Origin of the sequence: Fulvimonas yonginensis (assembly GCF_037137055.1) — a bacterium.
GTDB lineage: Bacteria > Pseudomonadota > Gammaproteobacteria > Xanthomonadales > Rhodanobacteraceae > Frateuria_A > Frateuria_A yonginensis.
Map to the genome: position 1 here is coordinate 51,755 of NZ_JBBBNY010000002.1, position 24,048 is coordinate 75,802.

Genomic DNA, 24,048 nt, shown 5'->3' on the forward strand with positions numbered 1-24,048 from the left:
CCGAGTCACGGGCGAGCGCATGAACACCAAACCCGAACCAACCGTATTGCTGGCCGACGACCAGGCCGACGTGCGCGAGGCCTTGCGCCTGTTGCTGAAGTCCGACGGGCTGGCCAGCGTGGCCGCCGAAAGCCCGGCTGCCGCGCTGGACGCGCTGCGCAAGCGCGAGTTCGCCTGTGCACTGATCGACCTCAACTACGCCCGCGACACCACCTCCGGCGACGAGGGGCTGCAACTGCTGGCGCGGCTGCGCGAGCAGGCGCCGGAGTTGCCGGTGGTGGTGATGACCGCCTGGGGCAGCGTGCCGCTGGCGGTGGAGGCGATGCGCCGCGGCGCCGTCGACTTCGTCGAGAAGCCCTGGGACAACGTACGCCTGCTGCGCGTGCTGCGTGCGCAGATCGCGCTCTGCGAGGGCGCCCGCCGCCAGCGCCGGCTGGAGGCGGAGAACGCGCTGCTGCGCGGCGCCGGCGCCACCGAGCTGGTGGCCGAGTCGGCGCCGATGCGCCGCGTGCTGGAGATGCTCGAGCGGATCGCCCCGAGCGACGCCAACGTGCTGGTGCTGGGCGAGAACGGCACCGGCAAGGGCGTGATCGCGCAGCGCCTGCACGAGCGCTCGGCGCGCGCCGGGCGCTCGCTGGTCAAGGTCAACATGGGCGGCATCGCTGAGAGCGTGTTCGAGTCGGAGATGTTCGGCCACGTACGCGGCGCCTTCACCGATGCCAAGGGCGAACGCATCGGCCGCTTCGAACTGGCCGACGGCGGCACGCTGTTCCTGGACGAGGTCGGCAACGTGCCGGCGTCGCAGCAGCCCAAACTGCTGCGCGTGCTGGAGGACGGCGAGTTCGAGCGGCTCGGTTCCTCGCGCACCCAACGCGTCGACGTGCGGCTGATCTCGGCCACCAATGCCGACCTTGCCGAGGAGGTGGCGGCGGGGCGGTTCCGCCGCGATCTGCTCTACCGGCTCAACACCCTGGAGCTGCGCCTGCCGCCGCTGCGCGAGCGCGCCGAGGACATCCTGCCGTTGGCGCGCGCCTTCCTCGCTCGCAGTGCCCAGCGCTACGGTCGCCACGGCCTGCGACTGGCACCCTCGGCCGAGCGGGCCCTGCTCGACTGGCGCTGGCCGGGCAACGTGCGCGAGCTGCAGCACCTCATGGAGCGCGCCGCGTTGCTGGCCGACCGTGACCAGGTCGAGGCGGCGGCGCTCAACTTCGGCGCGTCCGCGCAGCCCACGCAGGATCTGGATGGCATGACCCTGGAGCAGGCCGAGGCCTGGCTGGTGGCGCGCGCCATGGAACGGCACGCGGGCAACCTGCAGCACGCCGCCGATGCGCTCGGCATCACCCGCCAGTCGCTGTACCGGCGGCTGGAGAAGCACGAGCTGCGCCCGGCCGGCACCCATGTCGACACGGACTGAGTCCGGCGCCGCGCATGCCGGGCGCATGCCGCGCTTCGAGCGCCGTGTGCTCGGCGGCAGCCTGCTGGTGGCCGCGCCCGGCTTGCTGGGTGCGCTGGCGCTCGCGTGGTGGCCGCCGTCCGAGACCACCCTGCGCTGGGCGTGGCTGGTGGCGATGGCAGCGGCCACCGCCGGACTCGCGCGTTGGCAATACCGGCGCGTGGTGTTTCCGCTGTACACCCTGGCCGGCCTGCTCGAGGCGTTGCGCGAGGGCGACTACAGCCTGCGCGGGGTGGCGGGCGGCGTGCTCGGCGACGTGGTGTACGACCTCAACGCGCTGGCCGAGCGGCTGCAGCAGGAGCGGCTGGACTTCGAGGAATCCTCCCATCTGCTGGGCAAGACGCTCGCAGCGCTGGACAGCGCTGTGATGGTGTTCGACGAGCGCTCGCGCCTGCGTCTGCTCAACCCGGCTGCGCAGCGGCTGCTCGACGGCGAGCGCCACAAGCTGTTCGGCCTGACCGCCGCCGAGCTGGGCTTGGCCGGGCTGCTGGAAGGCCCTGCCGACAGGGTCGCGGTGCACGCTTTCCCCGGACGCAGCGGACGCTTCCAGTTGCGCCACGCCGCGCTGCGCGCGGGCGGACGCGGCGGCCGGCTGCTGGTGGTCAACGACGTCGGGCGCGTGTTGCGCGAAGAGGAGCGCGCCGCCTGGCAGCGCCTGCTGCGCGTGCTCGGGCACGAGGTGAACAATTCGCTGGCGCCGATCCAGTCGATGGCCGGCACGCTGGCGACATTGGTGGCGCGCGAGCCCCTGCCGGAGGACTGGCGCGAGGATTTCCGCGGCGGGCTGGACCTGATCGGCAACCGCGCCGGTGCGCTGGCTCGTTTCCTCGCCGGTTACAGCAGGCTGGCGCGCCTGCCGCCGCCGCAGCGCGTCGCGTTCGATCTGGGAGAGCTCATCGGCAAGGTCGCGCGACTGGTCCCCGCCGCCGGGCCGGCACGGTTGCAGATCACGGTGGAGGCGGGCGAGCCACTGGCCGTCGTGGCCGATGCCGACCAGCTGGAGCAGGCCCTGATCAACCTGATCGGCAACGCGGTCGAGGCCGCTAGGGCGGAAGTGCGGGTGCGCTGGCGCCGCGACGGCGAGTGCGCCTGCATCGAGATCGAGGACGACGGCGAAGGGCCGCCGCCCAGCGACAACCTATTCGTGCCGTTCTTCACGACCAAGCCGGGCGGCTCCGGCATCGGCCTCGCGCTGGCGCGGCAGATCGCGGAGGGGCACGACGGCGGCGTGTCGCTCGCGCCGCGCGAGGACGGCCACTGCGGTGCGCGGGCCCGGCTGTGGCTGCCGCTCACTCCGGTGGCGTCGCCCGGGTGACACCCCGCGCCTTCGCACCGGCGCCTGGACGGGCATGCCGCGGTGGTCGGCCGGGTCAGCCTTCCAGCTCGGACCAGCGGGTGTAGGCCGCGTCGAGTTCGGTCTGCAGCTTCGCGAGGGCGTCGTTGGCCTGCACGATGGCCGTGCTGTCCTGCTGGAAGAACGCCGGCTCGTTCATGGCCGCGGTGCGCTGCGCGATGTCCGTTTCCAGCTTCTCGATGCGCGCGGGCAACTGTTCCAGCTCGCGCTGGTCCTTGAAGCTCAGCTTGCGCTTGGCTGCCTGCGGTGCCGGTGCGGGTGCCGGAGGTGCCGGCGCGGACGAGGGCGCCGCTGCGCTCGCGGGCGCAGGCGGCGTCGGGCGCTGGCGCAGCCAGTCGCTGTAGCCGCCGACGTATTCGCCGACCTTGCCGTCACCCTCCAGCACCAGCGTGCTGGTGACCACCGCGTCGAGGAAGGCGCGGTCGTGCGACACCAGCAGCAGCGTGCCCGGGTAATCGGCCAGCAGCTCTTCCAGCAGCTCCAGCGTCTCGATGTCCAGGTCGTTGGTCGGCTCGTCCATCACCAGCAGGTTGGAGGGCTGGGAGAACAGCTTGGCCAGCAGCAGCCGGTTGCGCTCGCCGCCGGACAGGCGGGTGATCGGTGCGCGCGCCCGCTCGGGCGAGAACAGGAAGTCCTGCAGGTAGCCGACGATGTGCTTGCGCTGGCCGCCGAGCTCGATGGTCTCGCGGCCCTGCGCCACGTTGTCCAGGGCGTTGAGGTTCTCGTCCAGCTGCACGCGGTGCTGGTCGAAGTAGGCGATCTGCAGGCCGGTGCCGCGTTCGACCCGACCGTGCTCCGGCGTCATCTCGCCGAGCATGATCCGCAGCAGCGTGCTCTTGCCCGCGCCGTTGGGGCCGATGATGCCCACCCGGTCGCCGCGCATCACGGTGGTGGAGAGATCGTCGATCAGCACGCGTCCGCCGTAGCTCTGGTGCACGTGATCGAGCTCGATCACCTTCTTGCCGGAGGCTTGCGCGCCGGCCAGCGTCATCCGGGCCGTGCCGGCCAGCTCGCGCCGCTCGGCGCGTTCGCGGCGCATCACCTTGAGCGCCCGCACGCGGCCTTCGTTGCGCGTGCGCCGCGCCTTGATGCCCTGGCGGATCCAGGCTTCCTCCTGCGCCAGCTTGCGGTCGAACAGCGCATTGGCCTGCGCCTCGGCATGCAGGCGCTCCTCGCGCCGGCGCAGGTAGTTGTCGTAGTCGCCGGGCCAGTCGGTGAGCCGGCCGCGGTCGATCTCCACGATCCGTGTGGCCAGCGCGCGCAGGAAGCTGCGGTCGTGGGTGATGAAGACGATCGAGCCGTCGAAGCTCTTGAGGAAGCCCTCGAGCCAGCCGATCGCCTCGATGTCCAGGTGATTGGTCGGTTCGTCCAGCAGCAGCACGTCCGGCTTCCGTACCAGTGCCTGCGCCAGCAGCACGCGCCGTTTCATGCCGCCGGACAGCGCGGCGAAGTCGGTCTCGCCAGGCAGCTCCAGCCGCGCGAGCACCTCGTTCACGCGCCGGTCAAGATCCCAGCCCTGCCGCGTCTCGATCTGCGCCTGCACCTGGCCCAGCGCGTCGAGATCCCCGGTGCCCAGCAGATGGTGGTAGCGCGCCAGCAGGCGGCCGAGGTCTCCGAGGCCCTCGGCCACCACGTCGAACACCGGCCCATGCGTGGACTGCGGCACTTCCTGCGCCATTCGCGCCACGGTCACGCCGTTCTGCACCCTCACTTCACCGTCGTCGGGTTGCAATTCACCGGCGATCAGCTTCATCAGGGTGGACTTCCCCTCGCCGTTGCGGCCGACGACGCAGACGCGTTCGCCGCGCTCGATCGACAGGTCGACACCGGCCAGCAGAAGGGGACCGCCGATGCTGAAATCGACGCGCTGCAATTGGATCAGGGACATCCGCGAAGTCTAGCGGAATGCGGCGCGCACAAGGCCCTTGAGAACGCGCGCCGCTTGCCGGAGGCGGCGGCGCGGAGGATATCCATGCGCATTGCCCAGATCCCACCTCTTTGCGAATCCACGCCCCCGCGCCTCTACGGCGGCACCGAGCGCATCGTCGCCTACCTCACGGACGCGCTGGTCGATCTCGGCCACGAGGTCACGCTGTTCTCCACCGCCGACGCGCGCACCCGGGCCCGGCTGGTCGCGGTACGCGACCAGGCGATCCGGCTCGACCCCAATCCTCTGAAATCCGAACTCGCCGCGCACCTGTCCATGCTGCAGGAGGTGCGCCGGCGTGCGGACGAATTCGACGTGCTGCATTTCCACGTCGACATGCTGCACTTTCCCCTGTTCGAGGACTGCGCCGGGCGCACGATCACCACGCTGCACGGGCGGCTGGATCTCAAGGACCTGCCCGAGGTGTACCGCCGCTGGCCGCAGTACCCGCTGGTGTCGATCTCGCACCAGCAGCGCGAGCCGCTGCGCTTCGCCCACTGGGCCGGCACCGTGGCGCACGGACTGCCGGCCGACCTCTACCGCCCGCATCCGCGTCCGAAGGGGCACTATCTGGCCTTCCTGGGCCGGATGTCGCCCGAGAAGCGCCCCGATCGCGCGATCGCGATCGCCCTGGCCAGCGGGATGCCGCTGAAGATCGCCGCGAAGGTGGACGTCGCCGACCGCGCCTACTTCCATGAAGTGGTCCGGCCGCTGCTGGACAGTCCCCTGGTCGAGTTCATCGGCGAGATCGACGACGGTGCCAAGGAGACCTTCCTCGGCAACGCGGCCGCCCTGCTGTTCCCGATCGACTGGCCCGAGCCGTTCGGCCTGGTGATGATCGAGGCGATGGCCTGCGGCACGCCGGTGATCGCGTGGAACTGTGGCTCGGTGCCCGAGGTCGTCGACGACGGCGTCAACGGCTTCATCGTCGACAGCGAGGCCGAGGCCGTGCAGGCCGTGCGCCGCCTCGGCACGATCGACCGACGCCAGGTCCGGGCCGTCTTCGAACGCCGCTTTTCCGCAGAGATCATGGCCAGCAACTACGTGGACCTGTACGAGCGCCGCTGCCGCGTCGCGCCCGCGTTGCCTGCGTGGCCGCTTGCATACGAGGCAGGATGATGAGTGAAGCCACCCGAGACGACGAAACCCCTTCGGCTGGCACCGCGCGCGGGCAGTACTCGCTGAAATCCGGGGACACTTTCGTGGTCTGCGATGCCTTCGGCGACATCCGGGGAGGTGCCGACGGGCTGTTCCACAACGACACGCGCATGCTGTCGGAGTTCCGGCTGGATCTGGGCGGCAAGCCGCCCTCGCTGCTCAGCGCCGCGATCAGCCACGACAACGTGCTGTTCACCTCCAACCTGAGCAACAAGCCGCTGCCGCCGATGGGTGAGCGCGCCACGCCGCAGGGCGTGATCCATCTGGAGCGCGTGCGCTTCCTGTGGGGGGCGCGCCTGTACGAGCGGATCTCCTGCGTCAACTACGGCGACAGCGAGGTGCGGGTGACGCTGACCCTGCGTTTCGCCGCCGATTTCCGCGACATCTTCGAGGTGCGCGGCACGCCGCGGGCGCGCCGAGGCACCCTGCATGCGCCGCAGGTCGACGCCGACGCGGTGGCCCTGCGCTACGATGGCCTCGATGGCGTCACGCGCTGCTCGGTGGTGTGCTTCTCCGCCCCTCCCGACCGGCTCGCCGGCGACGCGGCCGAACTCGCCCTGGTGCTGCCGCGTCTGAGCCGCACCGAGCTCTACCTGGAAGTGGGCCCCGAGCGCGTGCAGCCCTCGCGCGAGCGCTTCCGCGCGGCCGCCGCCGAGGCCCGCCGTGCCATGCGCAAGCGCCGCGGCCACGGCGCCCGGCCGCGCAGCAATGCCAGGCTGTTCAACAACTGGCTCGAGCGCTCGCGGGCGGACATCGCGCTGCTTGTCAGCGACTTTCCCACCGGCCCCTATCCCTGCGCCGGCATTCCCTGGTTCGCCACGCCGTTTGGCCGCGACGGCATCATCACCGCCATGCAGCTGTTGTGGCTGGATGCCGGCCTGGCGCGCGGCGTACTGGGCTACCTGGCCGAGCACCAGGCGCGGGAGACCTCGAGCTTCCGCGACTCGGCGCCGGGCAAGATCATGCACGAGACGCGCAAGAGCGAGATGGCCGAATTGGGCGAGGTGCCGTTCGGGCGCTACTACGGCGGCGTCGACACCACGCCGCTCTACATCATGCTCGCCGGCGCCTACGCCGAGCGCACCGGCGACGAGGTGTTCATCGACAGGCTGTGGCCCTCGCTCACGGCCGCGATGGGCTGGATCGAACGCACCTGCGACCAGGATCCGCACGGCTTCCTCACCTACGCGCAGGGCGAGAAGGGCGGATTGCTCAACCAGGGCTGGAAGGACAGCGAGGATTCGGTGTTCCACGCCGACGGCACGATTCCGCCCGCGCCCATCGCTCTGGTGGAGGTGCAGGGCTACGTGTTCGCGGCCTTGCGCGCCATGTCGCGGCTGGCCGAGCGGCGCGGCGACGAGGACGCGGCCGAGCACTGGCGGCACCGCGCACTGGCGATGCGCAAGGCGGTCGAGGAGTTGTTCTGGGACGAGGAGCTGTCCACCTACGGCATTGCCCGCGACGGCCGCGACACGCTCTGCCGCGTGCGCGCATCCAACGTCGGCCATCTGCTCTACGTGGGGCTGCCCAAGCTGTGGCGCGCGAAGAAGGTGATCCGCCAGTTGCGCACGGCCCCGTTCGACAGCGGCTGGGGTGTGCGCACCCTGGCCATGCAGCAGGCGCGCTACAACCCGATGTCCTACCACGACGGCTCGGTCTGGCCGCACGACGTGGCCTTCTGCGCCGCCGGCATGGCGCACTACGGCGAGCGCGAGGACGCCGTGCGCCTGCTCGGCGAGACCTTCGAGGCGGCCGTCCACTTCGGCATGCGCCTGCCGGAACTGTTCTGTGGCTTCCCGCGCGCCACCGGCGAACCGCCGATCGCCTACCCGGTGGCCTGCCTGCCGCAGGCCTGGGCCGCCGGCTCCGTGTTCATGATGCTGCAGGCCTGCCTGGGCATCGAGGTGGACGGTCGCCGCGGCGAGGTGCGCATCGACCGTCCGAGGCTGCCCGACGGCCTCGACCGCCTCACCGTCCACAAGCTCGACGTCGGCGGCGACACCATCGACCTGGGCTTCGAGCGCATCGGCGCACGCACGGTCGCCTTCCGCGCCGGTGGCTCGATGGACGTGCGGATTCTGGCCAAGGTGTAGCGCGCCAAAAAAAACGGGCCGCCCCGGGGCGGCCCGTTGGTGCGGCCGATGGCCTACTTGCGCCTGCCGTTGAGCCCGGCGTCGGCGCGCAGCGCCTCGGCCTTGTCGGTCTTCTCCCACGAGAACGCAGTGAACGTGCTGCCGTCGGCGGCCTTCACCTCGTAGGGGGCGCGGCCGAAGTGGCCGTAGCTCGCCGTCTGCTGGTACATCGGGTGGATCAGGTCGAGCATCTTGATGATGCCGTACGGACGCAGGTCGAAGTGCTTGCGGATCAGCTTCTCGATCTTCTCGTCGCTGATCTTGCCGGTGCCGAAGGTGGTCACCGAGATCGAGGTCGGCTCGGCCACGCCGATGGCGTAGGACACCTGCACCTCGCAGCGGTCGGCCAGACCCGCGGCCACGACGTTCTTGGCGACGTAGCGCGCCGCATAGGCGGCCGAGCGGTCCACCTTGGACGGGTCCTTGCCGGAGAACGCGCCGCCGCCGTGGCGCGCCCAGCCGCCATAGGTGTCGACGATGATCTTGCGCCCGGTCAGGCCGCAGTCGCCCACCGGGCCGCCGATCACGAACTTGCCGGTCGGGTTGATGTGGAACTTGGTGCCCTTGTGCAGCAGCTTGGCCGGCAGCACGGGCTTCAAGATCTCCTCGCGCACGGCCTCGACCAGGTCCTTCTGCTTGACGCCCGGATCGTGCTGGGTCGAGAGCACGACGGCGTCGATGGCGACGGCGACGTCGTTCTCGTAGCGCAGGGTGACCTGGCTCTTGGCATCCGGGCGCAGCCACGGCAGCGGCGAGTTCTTCTTCTTGCGGATCTTGGCCTGCTGCTCGACCAGGCGGTGCGAGTAGTAGATCGCCGCCGGCATGAACTCCTTCGTCTCGTTCGTCGCGTAGCCGAACATCAGGCCCTGGTCGCCGGCGCCCTGTTCCTCGGGCTTCTTGCGGTCCACGCCCTGGTTGATGTCGGGCGACTGCTTGCCGATCAGGTTGAGGATGCCGCAGGTGGCGCCGTCGAAGCCGACGTCCGAGCTGTCGTAGCCGATGTCCAGGATCACCTTGCGGGTCAGCGCCTCGAGGTCGACCCAGGCGGAGGTGGTGATCTCGCCGGCGACGATGGCCACGCCCGTCTTCACCATCGTCTCGCACGCGACGCGCGCGCGCGGATCCTGCGCCAGGATCGCATCGAGGACGGCGTCGGAAATCTGGTCGGCGACCTTGTCCGGATGGCCTTCGGACACCGACTCGGAGGTGAAGAGGTAGTTGCTCATCGCGGTTTATATCCTTCCTTTCGGATACAGAGATAAAGAAGCCGCGCATGATACACGCGCGCGCGGCGGTTTGCAGGCCAGCCTACTATCCAGGGGTGAAGGTTTCATGCCCGTTCAGCCGGCGGACGGCTGGACGGCCAGATGCGGGCCATTTGCGCCACGGACGTTGCAGGAGCGGAGCCTGCTCGCGATACCTTCCCGCTCTGGCGCAGGATGGGTGCCGGAAAAGACATCGCGAGCAAGCTCGCTCGCACAGGAGATCGGGAGAGCCGGGTTTCGCTCAGGCGGCGCGTTCGAAGGCGATGCCCGCGGCCAGTCCTTCGAAGTACTCGGCCGTGAGCCGCAGCTGCTCCGAAGCGCTCTCGGCGCAGTTGACCACGTGCCGGAACGCCGCGTTCTCCGGCCGGTCCTTGGCGTACCAGCCCAGGTGCTTGCGCGCGATGCGTACGCCGGCGTGCTCGCCGTAGAAGGCGTAGAGGTGCTCGAGGTGGCCGAGCAGGATGGCGGCGACTTCGGCCGGTGCGGGCTCGGGGAGCGTCTCGCCGGTGGCGAGGTAGTGCGCGATCTCGCGGAAGATCCAGGGTCGCCCCTGCGCGCCGCGGCCGATCATCACCGCGTCGGCGCCGGTGACCTCGAGCACGTGGCGGGCGCGCTCGGGCGTGGTGATGTCGCCGTTGGCCAGCACCGGGATGCGCGCGGCGGCCTTCACCGCGGCGATGGTCTCGTACTCGGCCTCGCCCTCGTACTTGTCCGCGCGCGTGCGGCCGTGCACCGACAACGCCGCGATGCCGCTGTCCTCGGCGATGCGCGCGATGTTAAGCGCGTTGCGGTGTTCGCGGTCCCAGCCGGTGCGGATCTTCAGCGTCACCGGAACCTCGACCGCGCGGACCACCGCGTGGCAGATGCGCGCCACCAGCGGCTCGTCCTGCAGCAGGGCGGAGCCGGACCAGACGTTGCACACCTTCTTGGCGGGGCAGCCCATGTTGATGTCGATGATCTGCGCGCCGTTGGCGACATTGAAGCGCGCCGCCTCGGCCAGCATGGCCGGGTCGTAGCCGGCGATCTGCACGCTGACCGGCTCCGGTTCGCCGGCGTGATCCATGCGATGCAGCGACTTGCGGGTGTGCCACAGCCGGGGATCGGCGGTGGTCATCTCCGACACGGCCAGCCCTGCGCCCAGCCGCTTGCACAGCAGGCGGAACGGCTTGTCGGTGACCCCGGCCATGGGCGCGAGCACCACGGGCGGGTCGATGCGGTAGGGGCCGATCTGCATCCGCCTATTGTACGGGGTCGCGCAGGGCGGGCTTCAGCCCGCCGCGGCCGCACCGGAGCGGCCGGCGGAAGCTACGGTGCCGCACCGCGTCGTCGGGTGCGGGCGCGCCAGAACAGGAAGCCGGTCACCAGGAAGAACGGCGGCAGCAGCCCGGACACGAACACCAGCGTGCGCCAGACCGGTCCGGTGGTGCCGGCGTGCAGTGGATAGATCGCATTGTTCACCTGCGCGCCGGTGTCCGCACCGGTCGCGTCGACGGCGCCCAGTACGCGTACCCGGTAGGGGTCGATCCAGATCATGCTGCGGCCGGTGGGATTCCACTCGCCCGGCACGTGGGCGCGGATGACCAGGCGGCCGTCGCGCTCGCTCGGCAGGGTCACGCGGCTCAACGTCGCGCCGGGCAAGGCGCCGCGCGCGGCCGCCAGCACGGCCGGCCAGTCGATCGGGTCCTCGCGCGAGCCGATCGGCGCCGGCGGCGGCGACTCCCGCGCGTCGGCGAACAATGCCTGCAGCGCCTGCCGCGTGCCGGCGTGGTAGCACATCGAGGTGCCGGTCAGGGTCACCAGCAACAGCAGCGGCAGGCTCAGCGCGCCCAAGCTGCGGTGCCAGGTCAGCCAGCGCCGCACCGGTGGCTGCGCATGCGGCTTGAGGTGTGCCAGGAATCGCCCGCGCCCGGGCCACCACAGCACCACCCCCGAGACCAGCAGGATCAGGCTGGACCAGCCGAGCACGCCCAGCCAGGTTTCGCCGGCGTGCCCCGCCAGGAGGCGGGTGTGCCAGTCGCGCAGGGCGAGCAGCACGTCGTTGCCCGCCGAGCGGGTGAGCAGCAGCTCGCCACTGGCCGGATCCAGGTAGCGGCGCGCGCCGCCGTCGAAGTAGAGCTGCCACACGGGCAGATCCGCATCCGGCAGGTCGGCGCCGCGCAGGCCCCGTGGGGCCCATTCGCGCGCGATCCGCCCGAGCACCGCCGCTTCCTGCGCCGGCGTGGGCAGGGTGTGCCTGGCGAGTTCCGGGTGCGCCGCGCGCAGCCATGGCCCCTGCAGGGCCAGTACGCTGCCGCTCAACGCGACCAGTGCATAGGCCGTGCCCAGGCTCAGGCCCAGCCACAGGTGCAGTTTGCGCAGCCAGTGGCGCAGCCCGTGTGCGGCGGATCGGACCGGTACGGCCTGACGAACGGCGTCGCGCACGCTCAGAACACCTGCTGCCAGGTCAGCGAGGCGGTGCGGCCGCGGCCGGCGAAGTAGGAGTCGTCGTCGCCGACCGTCTGCGAGACGTAGTTGATGTATTGCTTGTTGGCCAGGTTCTGCACGCCCAGCGTCCAGTCGCCGGCACGGCCCGCGTGCCACTTCAGATAGGCATCGGCGGTCGCGTAGCCGTCGAAGTGCGCGCTGCGCTCACCCAGCGTGGCGAAGTCCCGGCTGGCCAGGCGCGAGAGCTGCAGGTAGCTCGACAGCGCATCGCTCCAGCGCTGGGTCCAGGACAGGTTCACCCGGTGGGGCGCGATGTTGGCGCCGTCCAGGTCGGAATCGACCTTGCCGTCGCCGTCCCGGTCCGAGCGCCCGTGGTTCATGGCGTAGGACAGGTCCAGCCGGGTACCGGCGCGCGGCGTCCAGCCGGCGCGCGCTTCCCAGCCGCTGATCCGCGTGCGCTGGCGGGCCACGTCGTAGACCTGGTTGGGCGCGTCGAACACCAGCAGCGCACCCAGCTTCGAGCTCGAGGTCCAGTAGCTGACGCGCGCGTTGAACGCCTGCCCGGTGAATTCGGCGCCGACCTCGCGGTTGTCCGACACCACCGGCTTGAGGTCCAGGAAGTCGCCCACGCGCTGGCCGGGCGTCTTGATCGCGCGCAGCACGCGGCCGACGTCCGGCAGGGTGTAGCCCTGCGCGTAGCTGGCGAACAGGTTCAGCGCGTCGGTGAGGTACCAGACCGCGCCCAGGTTGGGCAGCGTCCTGGTGAACGTGCGCGAGCCACCCTCGACGGTCACGCCGTTGTAGAAGGCGAGCGTGCGGAAGGTGGGCACTTCCAGGCGTCCGTGCTCCTGGCGCAGGCCGGCGTTGATCGACAGCGCCGCCACCGGCCAGTACTCGGCCTGCAGGAACGGCGCCCAGCCAGTGTAGGTGCTGCGCGGCACCCAGTCGCGCCCGGTGCGGGCCAGCGACTGGTGGGTGCGGTCGCGGTAGCCGTCGGCGCCGGCGAGTACGGTGAGGGTGTCCTCGAGCAGACCGCGCCGCGCCCAGGAGAGCCGCGCGCCGTCCTTGTCGGAGATGTTCTGCGACTGGTCGAACACCCGCGGCCCGTAGGCCGGGTCCTGGAAGGTGGCGAAGGTGCCTCCGCCGAACAGTTCGCGGTTGGCCTGGTGGTAGAGCTGCGTGCGCAGCTCGCCGCCGGCCAGATGCGGATCGCGGTAGTCCAGGCTGGTGGTGAGCACGCGGTTGCGCGGCGCCTCGCCCGGCTGCTTCGCGCGCCCCGAGGTCGTCGGGATGCCGGCGTCCATGTCGCCGGAGACCGCGCTGTAGTCACCGTCGCCCTGCAGCTGGAAGCGGTTCGCCGTCAGTTGCAGGCGACGCCCGCCGGCGAAGGTGTAGCCGAGCTTGGCGAAGCCGTCCCGGCTGTTCGAGTCCATCAGGTCGCCCTGGGTGCCGTCGACGCCGATCAGCCGTCCGCGCGCATCCGAGTACATGCCACGCTTGCGCCAGGAGGCGCCCACGACCATGTCGAACGCGCCCGAGCGCGCGCCGAGCAGCCAGGCCGCGCCGTAGCCCAGCCCGTCGGCACCCTGCGTCGGCGCGCTGGCATCCAGGGTGAGTTCCTGACGCACGCCGTCGCGGTCCGGCGCACGCTTGGTGATGATGTTGATGATGCCGCCGGCCGCGCCCAGGCCCTGCAGCGAGTTGGAGCCCTCGACGATCTCGATGCGCTCGATCATCGCCGGGTCGATCGTGTAGCCGTCGCGCGAGCCGTTGCGCAGCGGGCTGGACTGCGGCACGCCGTCGATCATGTACAGCGGATTGCGTCCGCGCAGGGTCTGGCCGCGCACCGAAAGCTTCTGCGTGGACGGCGCGTAGGAGGGCACCAGCGCGCCGATGGCGTCGCCCAGGTCCGGGGTGATCGCCAGCTGCTGCTTGAGCTGCTGCGGGTCGATCACCGTGATCGTCATCGGCAGCGCGCCCTGGCTGCGCGGCATGCGCAGGGTGCTCTCGGAGACCTCGACCCGCTCAAGCGTGGTCGCCTGCGGCACGTCCGCGGCATGCAGCGGGGCCGCCAGGGCCAGGGTCAGGGTCAGGGCGAGCGGACGGACGGGCGACGGCATGACAGCCTCCAGTGGAGAAGGCTGGCATGCTAATGCAAATGATTCTCAACAACAAGCAAGAACTTGCGCCGACGCCGGCTCAGATGCCCGCCTGCTGGCCGAGGTTCGCCCGTGCCACGTTCTCCGGGATGTGCTTGTGGCGGAACAGGATCACGAACAGCACCGCCACCACCAGCGCGTAGCCGGCGAAGCTCAGCCAGATGCCGTGCCACTGCAGCGCGCCGTCCGGCGCGGTGAAGAACCGCTCGATCACCTGGCCGCTGATCGAGCTGCCGAGCACCGCGCCCACGCCGTTGGTCATCAGCATGAACAGGCCCTGCGCACTGGCGCGGATCTTCGGATCGGCCTGGCCCTCGACGAACAGCGAGCCGGAGATGTTGAAGAAATCGAAGGCCATGCCGTAGACGATGTTCGACAGCACGATCATCCACAGCAGTTCGGCCGGGTTGCCGTAGGCGAACAGACCGAAGCGCAGCACCCAGGCGACCATGCTGATCAGCATCACCGTCTTGATGCCGAAGCGCTTGAGGAAGAACGGGATGGCCAGGATGAACAGCGTTTCGGACATCTGCGAGATCGACAGCACGATGTTCGGGTAGCGCACCGTGAGCAGGCCCTTGTACGCGTCGACCTTGCCGAAGTCGTGCAGGAAGGTGTCGCCATAGGCGTTGGTCAGCTGCAGCGCGGCGCCCAGCGCCATCGCGAACAGGAAGAACACCGCCATCTTGTAGTTCTTGAACAGCGCGAACGAGCGCAGGCCGAGCACGTCGATCAGCGCGGTGTGGCGCGTGTCGCGCGGCGGGCAGCGCGGCAGGGTGAAGGCGTAGACGCCGAGCAGCGCGGCTGCGATGCCGGCGACCCGGAACTGCCCGGGCGAGGTCTCGATGTGCAGCAGGCTGATCGCCCACATCGCCACGATGAAGCCGATCGTGCCCCACACGCGGATCGGCGGATACACCTTGACGATGTCCACGCCCTCGGTCTTGAGCGCGTTGTAGGCCACCGTGATGGAGAGCGCGATGGTCGGCATGTAGAAGCACATGTTGACCAGCATCACCCAGAACAGCGTGGCCGGGTTGTCGATCGTCGGCACGATGAACAGCATCAGCGCACCGCCCAGGTGCAGCACGCCGTACAGGCGCTCGGCGTTGATCCACTTGTCGGCGATGATGCCGGTGATCGCGGGCATGAACAGCGAGGCGATGCCCATGGTGGAGAAGATCGCGCCGAACTCGCCGCCGCCCCAGTGGCGGGTCTGGAACCAGTAGGCGCCGATGGTGGTGAGCCACGAACCCCACACGAAGAACTGCAGGAAGTTCATCACGATCAGACGCAGCTTGATGTTCATGGCGCAAAGACCCGCATGTGCTTTCCCCCTGCAAAAAGCCGCGGGAACGTGCCCATGGCCGCAAATCCGGGCAGGTTAGAGAAAGGGCCGCGGCCGGGCAAGGCGCGGCGCAGCGCATCCCGGCCACGCGCACGGTCGGGTGGTCGGCAGGAGCGCACGGGTCGCCGCGTGGTCTCGCCTGCATCGGTGGCCGGGTGGAGAATGCAGCCTGCGTGGCGACGCCATCTACACTGACACGCGCCATTCGCTACGGGCCGAGCCATGAACCTCTTCCTCACCATCGCCGTGGTCCACCTGGTCGCGCTGTTCAGCCCCGGCCCGGATTTCTTCTTCGTCTCGCAGACCGCGGTGAGCCGCTCGCGCCGGCAGGCGCTGTTCGGCGTGCTCGGCATCACCCTGGGAATCACCTTCTGGTCCGCGCTGGCCCTGCTCGGATTGCAGCTGGTGCTGCACCGGCTGGCCTGGTTGCAGCAGCTGGTGGCCGTGGCCGGCGGGCTGTACCTGGTGTGGATGGGCGTGCGCATGCTGCGCGGTGCCTTCGCACACCGGCCCGCGGCACACGGCACGCCGATGGTGGCCCCGGGCGGCGAGTTGCTGACCCTGCGCGCAGGCCTGTTCACCAACCTGGCCAACCCCAAGGTGGTGGTCTATTTCGGCAGCGTGTTCTCGGCGTTCCTCGGCGACCGCGTCGGCGCCGCGGCGCGCTGGGGCCTGTGGATGCTGATCGTGGCCGAGACCTTCGCCTGGTTCACGCTGGTCGCTGCCTTCTTCGCGCTGCCGGCGATGCGGCGCGGCTACCTCCGGCTGGCGCGCTGGACCGACGGCTTCGCCGGCGCGGTGTTCGTCGCCTTCGGCCTGCATCTGATCCTGGTGCGTCGCGCCGCCTAGGGACCGGTGCCCGCCGGCAGGTGCAGCGCCCGGGCGACCCGGTCGCGGAGCACCGGCAGCAACTCGTCCGCGAACCAGGGGTTGCGCTTGGTCCACAGCTGGTTGCGCGGGCTCGGATGCGGCAACGGCAGCACGCCACGGGCCAGGTGCGCGCGCCAGTCGCGCACCGTCTCGGTGAGGCTGGCGCCGGTCGCCTCGCCGAGCAGGCCGACCTGCGCGTAGCGGCCGATCGCCAGGGTCAGCTCGACCTTCTTCAGCAACGGCAACAGGCGCGGATGCCAGGCCGGCGCGCATTCGCGCCGTGGCGGCAGGTCGGCGCCGCGCGCGCTGCCGGGGAAGCAGAAGCCCATCGGCACGATCGCCACGCGCCGGGCGTCGTAGAAGGTCGCCTTGTCCACGCCCAGCCAGTCGCGCAGGCGGTCGCCGCTGACGTCGTCGAACGGCACGCCGCTGGCGTGCACCTTGCGCCCCGGTGCCTGGCTGACGATCAACAGCCGCGAGGACGCCGAGGCCTGCAGCACCGGTCGCACGCCGTGCGGCAAGTGCGCGGCGCAGAGCCGGCAGGCGCGGATCTCGGCGAGCAGGCCGGTCACGGACGGGCTCATGGCAGCAGTTTGCCGGGGTTGAGGATCCCGTCGGGATCGAACGCCTGCTTGACGCCGCGCATCAGCGCCAGCGTGGCCGGCTCCAGCGCCAGCGGCATGAACTCGCGCTTGGTCAGGCCGATGCCGTGTTCGCCCGACAGCGTACCCTCCAGCGCGATCACCAGCGCGAAGACCTCGGCCAGGCAGGCATGCGCGCGCTCGCGCTCGGCCGTGTCGCGCGGCAGCAGGTTGACGTGCAGGTTGCCGTTGCCGGCGTGCCCGAAGCTGACCACCAGCACGTCGTGCTTCGCCGCCAGCCGCTGGATGCCCTGGACCAGTTCCGGCAGGCGGCTGACCGGCACCACCACGTCCTCGTTGATCTTGTCCGGCGCGATCGTGCGCTGTGCGGGGGAGAGCGCCTTGCGGGCCGCCCACAGGCGCTGGGCCTCCTCGACGGTGGCAGCGGTGTGCAGGGATTCCATGCCCTCGCCGTGCGCGGCGGCCGAGACCGCGGCGACGGCGGCGTCGAGCGTCTCCGGCTCGCCATCGACCTCGATCATCAGCAACGCGCCGGCCGCCGGCACCTCGTCGCCGGCGTACGCGTGGGCGAGTTCCAATGCCGTCTCGTCGATGAATTCCAGCGTGCATGGCGTCACCGGCTGGCCCATGATGCGCGCCACCGCCTGCGCGGCCGTGGCGACATCGCGATAGGTCGCGCGCAGCGTGCGGATGGCCGAAGGCTTCGGCACGAGCCGTAGCGTGGCTTCGGTGATCAGCGCGAGGGTGCCTTCCGAGCCGACCAGCAGGCGGGTGAGGTCGTAGCCGGTGGCGCCCTTGCTGGTGTAGGTGCCGCAGCGGAAGCCCTCGCCCGTGCCGGCGACGGCGCACAGCCCCAGGGTGTTTTCGCGTGGCGTGCCGTATTTGACCGCGCGCGGGCCGGCGGCATTGCAGGCGAGGTTGCCGCCGATGCTGCACCAGGGCGAGGAGCTGGGGTCCGGCGGCCAGAACAGGCCGTGCGGCGCCAGCGCGCGCTGCAGGTCGCCGTTGATGACGCCCGGCTCGACCACCGCCAGCCGGTTGGCCGGGTCGATGCGCAGGATGCGGTTCATGCGCTCGAAGCTCGCCACGATGCCGCCTTCGACCGGCACCGTGGCGCCGGTGGTGTTGCTGCCGCGCCCGCGCGCGGTGAGCGGCACGCGGTGCGCGCGGCAGGCACGCACCAGTGCCTCGACCTGGGCGTGCGTGGTGGGAAACACCACGGCATCCGGCTGCGCGTCGAGGCGCGAGTTGTCGTAGGCGTAGGCGAGCCGCTCGGCGGGACCGGTGGACACGGCGTCGCCGAAGATCGAGCGCAGCGTCGGGAGCAGGGCATCGGGCAGAGGCATGTGGGGCGCTTCCGCTTCGTCCGAAGCGGGCATCGGGGAAGGACGGCTGTTGATGGTCAAGGGCGACAGTACCGCATCCCGGCAGCGGTAGCTGCGTCCGGGGCGGTCTCCCCTGCGTCGGCACGAGGAACGGTCACTCGGCTTCGAAGGCGCCCTTGAGCCAGTGCATGCTCGCCTGGTCGTCCGGCCCGTCGTAGCTGACCACGTCGAAGCGGCAGGGGCGGTGCGCGTGCTGCGGGTGCGCGGCCAGCCAAAGCTCGGCCGTGCGGATCAGCTTCTCCTGCTTGGCGCGCGTGACCGAGGCGACGGCATCGCCGTGGCCGGCGCGCACGCGGTAGCGCACCTCCACGAACACCACCGTGTCGCCGTCGCGCATGACCAGGTCCAGCTCGCCGTGGCGGGTGGTGTAGTTGCGCGCCAGCGGTTTCAGTCCGGCGCGCGCCAGCGCCTCGCAGGCGCGCTGCTCGAAGGCCTCGCCGGTGGCGCGCATCAGTGGCCGGCTGGCGGCTCGGTGGTACCGGCCGGCGCGGGCGCACTGGAGGCGCCGGCCGGGATCGGGGTGCGGCTGCCCTCGTCCACCGGCGGGGCGGCCGCGGGCACGTCATCCAGCTCGAGGCTGCCGGTCAGCGGACGCGCCACGCCGTCCTGGAAACGGGCCCACACCAGCACGCGGCGCACGCGTCCGAACTGGTCCTCGGCGAGCTGGCCGGTGGCGCCGGGCAGGTAGCTGCCCGGGTGTTCGCGCAGCCAGTCCAGGTAAGGCACCAGGTTCCAGGCATCCATGCCCAGCGCGAACAGCCGCGCCGAGGTGCCACGTGCGCTCGGCAGCTGGGCGGCGATCGCGGCGTGGTTGGGCAGGCCGGGCTGGGCATCGAACAGCCAGGGTGCGTCGCAGAATTCCACGCCGTCCAGATCCCGGTTCGCGGCGGCGTCGTCCTCGCCGGCGTAGATGTGCGAGGTGCCGAACACCGGCAGGCCGACGTGCGCGATCTGCAGCTGCGGCAGCAGCAGCCGCGCCTGCTCCGGGCGCATGCTGATGAAGATGCCGGTATCCCCGTTGGGCACGGACGCGGGGACAGCGGGCGAGACGGTCGTGCCGGCCGGCGCCGGTGCGGACCCGGGCGGTGCCGGCGAGGTCTCCGGCAGCGGCATGGCCGAGGTCGGCATGCCCAGTCCGGCGATGGTGCTGGCGTAGTTCACCTTGCCCGTCGGCAGTGTGGCGGTGCCCGCCACGTGGCCGCCGCGTGCCTCCAGCTCCGCCTTGAAGGCGCCGGCTGCGCGCTGGGCGAAATCGTCGTCGGAGACGATCACGTAGGCGCCATGCAGGCCGCGCTCGACCATGTGGTCGGCCGCCTGCGCGCCTTCGGTCTCGGGGAGCAGGCCGAACTCGGTCGCGCCGCTGGCGGGCAGGCTCCGGTCGTCCGGGTGGTTGAGCGCAAGCAGCGGCACCGGCAGCTGCGGCTGGCCGAACACCGCGGCCACCTCGGTCCGGGTGAGCGGCCCCACCACCAGCAATGCGCCGTCGCTGGCAGCCTGCTGGTAGGCCTTCACCGCACCGTCGGCGGTGCCGCCGCTGTCGTACACGCGCACGCGGGCACGGGGGGCATGGGTGCGGGCGGCGTCGGCGTAGGCGGCGAAGAAGCCCTGGCGGATCGCGCCGCTGGCGCCGGCGAAGTTGCCGTCCAGCGGCAGCAGCAGCGCCACCTGCGTGGGCATGCGGTAGCCCTCGCGCACGTTGGCGTTGGCACCGGGCAACATGGTGCCCACCGGCTGGTCGAGGTCCGGCTGCGGCTGCGCCACCGGCACGCCGAGCTGGGTCAGCGCCTCGTTGACCCAGGGCAACATGCGGTCGCCCGCCTGCATGGCCGAGGCGCGGCGCTTGAGCGGCCCGACGCCGAGGCGCTGCAGCAGGTCGAGGATCTGCTTGCGGTTCTGCGTGTGGTCCAGGCCTTGCAGCTGCGGATCCATCTGCACGCGCGTGCGTGCCGCGCCCCACACGTCGCCGCTGGCCTCCATGGCGCGAGCGCGCAGCTCCAGCAGGCGCAGCTCCAGCGCGGGCGGCACCGGCGTCGGCTGGGTGGTCAGTTGCAGCGCGGTGTGCGCGTCGTGGCGGGCCAGTGCCAGTTCCGCGCGGAGCAGGTCGTAGCGGGCCGCGTCTTCCGCCTGCAGGCGCTGGCGGCGCACCTGGTCCAGCAGCGGCGCGGCCTGTCCGATGGCGCCTTCCTCGCGGTAGACCTCCGCGGCGAGCACGCGGTAGTGGTCGGGATCGCGCGTCTGCTGGGCGAGATCGAGGTAGGCCTGGATTGCCTGGTCGAACTGGCCTTGCCTGGCGAGCTGCTCGGCATGCGCCGCGGCGGCCAGTTCCTGCGGCGTGCGGGTGACGGCGCCGGGGACGCAGGCGGCCAGCGCCAGGGCGATCAGGAGGCCAAGGCCGGCGGCGCGGAGCAGTCGCATGGAATGTCCCTTGGTCGTGGTCGACATGGTGAGCGATCATAGCCGATCGCGTCGCAGCCCCTTTGCGCGCCGTTCCGGAGTTCCCATGCCTACCGTCCAGCCCGGCAGCCTGTCGGTCGTCGCCACGCCGATCGGCAACCGCGACGACCTCTCCGCGCGCGCGATCGCCACGCTGCGCGCGGCCGACGTGATCGCGGCGGAAGACACGCGCCACAGCCGTCCGCTGCTGCTCCACCACAACATCGAAGTCCCGCTGGTCGCGCTGCACGAGCACAACGAGCGCGAAGCGGTCGACGGGCTGGTGCGGCGCATGCTCGACGGGCAATCGGTGGCGCTGATCTCCGACGCGGGCACGCCGCTGGTCAGCGACCCGGGCTTCCGGCTGGTGCGCGCGGCGCGCGCGGCCGGGATCCGCTGCGTGCCGGTGCCGGGCGCCTGCGCGGCGATCGCGGCGCTGTCGGTGGCCGGCCTGCCCAGCGACCGCTTCGTGTTCGAGGGCTTCCTGCCGCCGAAGGCGGCGGCGCGCCGCAGCCGTCTGCAGGAACTGGCCGGCGAGTCGCGCACGCTGATCTTCTACGAGTCGTCGCATCGCGTGGCCGAGAGCCTGGCCGACATGCGCGCAGCATTCGGCGACCGGCGCGAGGCCGTGCTGGCGCGCGAGCTGACCAAGCTGTTCGAAACGGTGATCGGCGAGCCGCTAGGCGAACTCGCCGAGCGCGTGGCCGGCGATCCGGACCAGCAGCGTGGCGAGTGCGTGATCCTGGTGGCCGGCCGTGGCGAGGAGGCGGACGCGCGCCTGGCCGAGGGGCAGCGCGTGTTCGCGTTGCTGCGCGAGGAGCTGCCGCCCGCCAAGGCAGCCAGGCTGGCGGCGGCGATCACGGGCGCGCCGCGCAAGAGCCTCTACGAGGCGACATGAAGCTCGCCCACCGCCGGCTGACCGCGCGCACGGTCGAGCGGCCCGGTCCGGGGCGCCTTCGGCTACCATGGGCGCCGGAGTCGGCCGGACAGTCGCGTCGCGTGCAAGCGCGTCGAGGAAAGTCCGGGCTCCACAGGGCAGGGTGCCAGGTAACACCTGGGCGGCGTGAGCCGACGGCCAGTGCAACAGAGAGCAGACCGCCGATGGCCTCGCAAGAGGATCAGGTAAGGGTGAAAGGGTGCGGTAAGAGCGCACCGCGTACGGGGTCAACGCCGTACGGCACGGTAAACCCCACCCGGAGCAAGACCGAATAGGGGAACGATAACGCGGCCCGCGTTGTTCCCGGGTAGGTCGCTGGAGCCAGGCGGCGACGCCTGGCCGAGAGGAATGACTGTCGCGCCGCAAGGCGTACAGAACCCGGCTTACAGGCCGACTCCACCTCTTGGGAGGCGCGCTCGGGCGCGTCGCCGGACGAAGGCCAGGGCGGCGCGGATGATGGCGCCGCCCTGGCCTTTTGTTTCCTGCCGTGGCCTACCCGTCGATCGGTCGGAGCGAGTTTGCGCCCGTGCTCCTTGGCTCTTCCGGCGCCCGGGCTCCCAACGGCATCGGAGCAGGCGCTCCCGCAAGGCCGATGGGTGCGGGCCTGAACGGCGGATTCATGTCCCGGGCGGCCGGCGGGCCGCAGGCCCGTGACCGGCCTTACGGACCATTTTGAAAAACCCCTAGCTATCAAGCACCTTCCGGACCTTCCTCGCAAACGGCTGGAAATACGTCCACACTTCCGCCTTTCTCCTTGATTCGCAAGCAAAAATCCCTTGACAGTCTCAGGAGGCGAGACGTATCGTGGGACCCTGTGTGAAATCGTGGGAATCAGTGGAGTCCACGGGTGTTCCAGGGCGAGACCGCCATTACCGTCGATGACAAGGGCCGGCTGGCCATCCCGACCGCGTATCGGGAGCTGGTCGCGGGCGCCTGCGCCAATCGGCTGGTGGTCACCTACAACCCGTTCGAGACGGGCTGCCTGTGGCTGTTTCCCTACGCCGAATGGGAGCAGGTGCGCGACCAGGTCAACGCCCTGCCCAAGGTCAAGGCCGCCCACCGCGACATGCAGATGAAGCTGGTGGGCGCGGCGACCGTGGTCGAGCCGGACGGCGCCTCGCGCATCCTGCTGCCGGCCAGCCAGCGTGCCGCCGCCGGCATCGAGAAGAAGGCGGTGCTGCTGGGCATGGGCAACAAGTTCGAGCTGTGGAGCGAGCAGGCGCATCTGGCCAAGATCCGCCAGACCCTCGGCGAAGACGACATCACTGACGACATGGCGGACCTGCGCCTGTAAGGCGCGGGTGTTCGGGTGCGGGACGAAGACGGGACGGGAGGGTGCGGCGTGGCCGAGTTGCGGCACATCCCGGTGATGCTGGACGAAGCGGTGGAGGGCCTTGCCGTGCAGGCAGGCGGGCGGTATCTGGATGGCACCTTCGGGCGCGGCGGCCACGCACGCGCGGTGCTGTCGCGCCTGGGTCCCGGCGGCCGGCTGCTGCTGATGGACCGCGATCCGGCTGCGATCGCCGCCGCCCGCGTAGCCTTCGCGGGCGACCCGCGGGTCGCCATCCGCCACGGCAATTTCGCCGAACTGGCCGAATGGGACGAGACCGCCGCCGGCCTGGACGGCGTGCTGCTCGACCTGGGCGTGTCCTCGCCACAGCTGGACGAGGCCGCGCGCGGCTTCAGCTTCATGGCCGACGCGCCGCTCGACATGCGCATGGACACCACGCAGGGCGAAGGCGCGGCGGACTTCCTGGCGCGCGCGGACGAGCACGAGATCGCCGACGTGCTGTGGACCTTCGGCGAGGAGCGCTTCAGCCGCAAGATCGCGCGCGCCATCGTGGCGCGCCGCGCGGAGGCGCCGATCACCCGCACCGGCGAGCTGGCCGCGCTGATCGAGCGCACCATCGGCCGCCGCGAACCGGGCAAGCACCCGGCCACGCGCAGCTTCCAGGCCCTGCGCATCCGCGTGAACGGCGAGCTGGAGTCGGTGCGGCGTGGGCTCGAGGCGGCGCTCGAGCGGCTCAAGACCGGCGGCCGGCTGTCGGTGATCAGTTTCCATTCGCTCGAGGACCGCATCGTCAAGCAGTTCATCCGCGACCATTCCGGCCGCGTGCAGGGCAGCCGGCGCGGCCCGCCGGTGGCCGCGGCACCGGCGCGGCTCGCCTCCGTCGGCAAGGCACGCTTCCCGTCCGAGCAGGAGCTCGCGGCCAACCCGCGCGCCCGCTCGGCGGTGCTGCGCGTAGCGGAGAAGCTGGCATGAGGGTGCTGGCGGGCGCGGCGCTGGTGCTCCTGCTGCTGGCCGTGCTGGTCAGCGCCATCGGCGTGGTGTGGGCGCGCCACGAGAGCCGCGTGCTGTTCGTGGAACTGACCCGCCTGCAGAACGAGCGCGACGACCTCAACATCGAATACGGCCGGCTCGAGCTGGAGCAGGCCACCTGGGCCGAGCCGCGGCGCATCGACCAGGAAGCGCGCAGCAAGCTCGGCATGATCACGCCGCGTCCGCAGGACATCCAGCTGGTGCGTCGATGAGCCTGCGCCGCCCGATCGCACAGCCGTCCTCCAGCCGCCGCCGTGGCACGGGCCCCAGCCCGCGCAAGC

19 protein-coding genes and 1 other RNA gene are annotated in these 24,048 nt (G+C 71.0%); 10 read left to right on the plus strand and 10 right to left on the minus strand.

Going from position 1 to position 24,048, the window contains the following annotated elements:
- Window positions 1-19: 19 nt before the first annotated feature.
- Together WAT24_RS03305 and WAT24_RS03310 are read left to right on the plus strand one after the other, a co-directional pair.
- Window positions 20-1,414: a sigma-54-dependent transcriptional regulator gene (locus tag WAT24_RS03305; RefSeq protein ID WP_336806411.1), complete on the plus strand. Its 1,395-nt coding sequence runs from the start codon at window positions 20-22 to the stop codon at window positions 1,412-1,414.
- Window positions 1,398-2,768 (plus strand): sensor histidine kinase, encoded by a 1,371-nt coding sequence (locus tag WAT24_RS03310; protein ID WP_336806412.1) that lies wholly within the window; start codon window positions 1,398-1,400, stop codon window positions 2,766-2,768. The genes WAT24_RS03305 and WAT24_RS03310 overlap by 17 nt, the downstream gene beginning before the upstream one ends.
- A 55-nt stretch (window positions 2,769-2,823) precedes the next feature.
- On the opposite strand, the gene WAT24_RS03315 is transcribed toward WAT24_RS03310, so the two are convergent.
- On the minus strand, window positions 2,824-4,695 hold the full coding sequence (locus tag WAT24_RS03315) for an ATP-binding cassette domain-containing protein (protein ID WP_336806413.1): 1,872 nt from the start codon (window positions 4,693-4,695) through the stop codon (window positions 2,824-2,826).
- 84 nt (window positions 4,696-4,779) lie between these two features.
- Between WAT24_RS03315 and WAT24_RS03320 the strand changes: the two genes are divergently transcribed.
- Window positions 4,780-5,853 carry a glycosyltransferase family 4 protein gene (locus WAT24_RS03320; RefSeq protein ID WP_336806414.1) on the plus strand — a complete coding sequence of 358 codons (1,074 nt, stop codon included), beginning with the start codon at window positions 4,780-4,782 and terminating at the stop codon, window positions 5,851-5,853.
- On the plus strand, window positions 5,853-7,985 hold the full coding sequence (locus WAT24_RS03325; RefSeq protein WP_336806415.1) for an amylo-alpha-1,6-glucosidase: 2,133 nt from the start codon (window positions 5,853-5,855) through the stop codon (window positions 7,983-7,985). The genes WAT24_RS03320 and WAT24_RS03325 overlap by 1 nt, the downstream gene beginning before the upstream one ends.
- A gap of 53 nt (window positions 7,986-8,038) precedes the next feature.
- Here WAT24_RS03325 and metK read toward each other — a convergent pair whose 3' ends face one another.
- From metK to WAT24_RS03350, 5 genes are all read right to left on the minus strand, one after another.
- Window positions 8,039-9,250, minus strand: coding sequence for a methionine adenosyltransferase (gene metK, locus WAT24_RS03330; protein WP_336806416.1), 1,212 nt, complete (start codon window positions 9,248-9,250; stop codon window positions 8,039-8,041).
- A gap of 280 nt (window positions 9,251-9,530) precedes the next feature.
- Complete coding sequence (dusB, locus tag WAT24_RS03335; protein ID WP_336806417.1) at window positions 9,531-10,523, minus strand: tRNA dihydrouridine synthase DusB; 993 nt, start codon at window positions 10,521-10,523, stop codon at window positions 9,531-9,533.
- A gap of 71 nt (window positions 10,524-10,594) precedes the next feature.
- Window positions 10,595-11,710, minus strand: a complete 1,116-nt coding sequence (locus WAT24_RS03340; protein ID WP_336806418.1) for a PepSY-associated TM helix domain-containing protein — start codon at window positions 11,708-11,710, stop codon at window positions 10,595-10,597.
- A 2-nt stretch (window positions 11,711-11,712) separates the two neighbouring features.
- A complete protein-coding gene (locus WAT24_RS03345) occupies window positions 11,713-13,833 on the minus strand; it encodes a TonB-dependent receptor (protein ID WP_336806419.1) in 2,121 nt (706 codons plus the stop codon).
- 79 nt (window positions 13,834-13,912) lie between these two features.
- Window positions 13,913-15,181: a nucleoside permease gene (locus WAT24_RS03350; RefSeq protein ID WP_336806420.1), complete on the minus strand. Its 1,269-nt coding sequence runs from the start codon at window positions 15,179-15,181 to the stop codon at window positions 13,913-13,915.
- A gap of 261 nt (window positions 15,182-15,442) precedes the next feature.
- Between WAT24_RS03350 and rhtC the strand changes: the two genes are divergently transcribed.
- The gene (rhtC, locus tag WAT24_RS03355; protein ID WP_336806421.1) at window positions 15,443-16,069 is read left to right on the plus strand and encodes a threonine export protein RhtC; all 627 of its coding nucleotides are present in this window, start codon (window positions 15,443-15,445) and stop codon (window positions 16,067-16,069) included.
- Here rhtC and WAT24_RS03360 read toward each other — a convergent pair.
- The 4 genes from WAT24_RS03360 to WAT24_RS03375 all read right to left on the minus strand — a co-directional run bounded on the left by WAT24_RS03360 (window position 16,066) and on the right by WAT24_RS03375 (window position 20,492).
- On the minus strand, window positions 16,066-16,674 hold the full coding sequence (locus WAT24_RS03360) for a uracil-DNA glycosylase family protein (RefSeq protein WP_336806422.1): 609 nt from the start codon (window positions 16,672-16,674) through the stop codon (window positions 16,066-16,068). The two genes, rhtC and WAT24_RS03360, sit on opposite strands and share 4 nt — an antisense overlap.
- A complete protein-coding gene (locus WAT24_RS03365) occupies window positions 16,671-18,038 on the minus strand; it encodes an FAD-binding oxidoreductase (RefSeq protein WP_336806423.1) in 1,368 nt (455 codons plus the stop codon). Before WAT24_RS03365 ends, WAT24_RS03360 begins: the two co-directional genes overlap by 4 nt.
- A 133-nt stretch (window positions 18,039-18,171) precedes the next feature.
- Window positions 18,172-18,528, minus strand: a complete 357-nt coding sequence (locus WAT24_RS03370) for a YraN family protein (protein ID WP_336806424.1) — start codon at window positions 18,526-18,528, stop codon at window positions 18,172-18,174.
- On the minus strand, window positions 18,528-20,492 hold the full coding sequence (locus WAT24_RS03375) for a penicillin-binding protein activator (protein WP_336806425.1): 1,965 nt from the start codon (window positions 20,490-20,492) through the stop codon (window positions 18,528-18,530). Before WAT24_RS03375 ends, WAT24_RS03370 begins: the two co-directional genes overlap by 1 nt.
- Window positions 20,493-20,577: 85 nt before the next feature.
- Here WAT24_RS03375 and rsmI point away from each other — a divergent pair, with 85 nt between their 5' ends.
- From rsmI to ftsL, 5 genes are all read left to right on the plus strand, one after another.
- Window positions 20,578-21,408 (plus strand): 16S rRNA (cytidine(1402)-2'-O)-methyltransferase, encoded by an 831-nt coding sequence (gene rsmI / locus WAT24_RS03380; protein ID WP_336806426.1) that lies wholly within the window; start codon window positions 20,578-20,580, stop codon window positions 21,406-21,408.
- A gap of 76 nt (window positions 21,409-21,484) precedes the next feature.
- Window positions 21,485-21,849: RNase P RNA component class A (gene rnpB / locus WAT24_RS03385), an RNA gene on the plus strand.
- Between the two features lie 445 nt (window positions 21,850-22,294).
- Window positions 22,295-22,741: a division/cell wall cluster transcriptional repressor MraZ gene (gene mraZ, locus WAT24_RS03390; RefSeq protein ID WP_336806427.1), complete on the plus strand. Its 447-nt coding sequence runs from the start codon at window positions 22,295-22,297 to the stop codon at window positions 22,739-22,741.
- Between the two features lie 48 nt (window positions 22,742-22,789).
- Window positions 22,790-23,710 carry a 16S rRNA (cytosine(1402)-N(4))-methyltransferase RsmH gene (gene rsmH / locus WAT24_RS03395; protein ID WP_336806428.1) on the plus strand — a complete coding sequence of 307 codons (921 nt, stop codon included), beginning with the start codon at window positions 22,790-22,792 and terminating at the stop codon, window positions 23,708-23,710.
- Entirely contained in the window at window positions 23,707-23,979 is a 273-nt protein-coding gene (gene ftsL / locus WAT24_RS03400) for a cell division protein FtsL (RefSeq protein WP_425605224.1), read from the plus strand. The genes rsmH and ftsL overlap by 4 nt, the downstream gene beginning before the upstream one ends.
- Window positions 23,980-24,048: the final 69 nt, after the last annotated feature.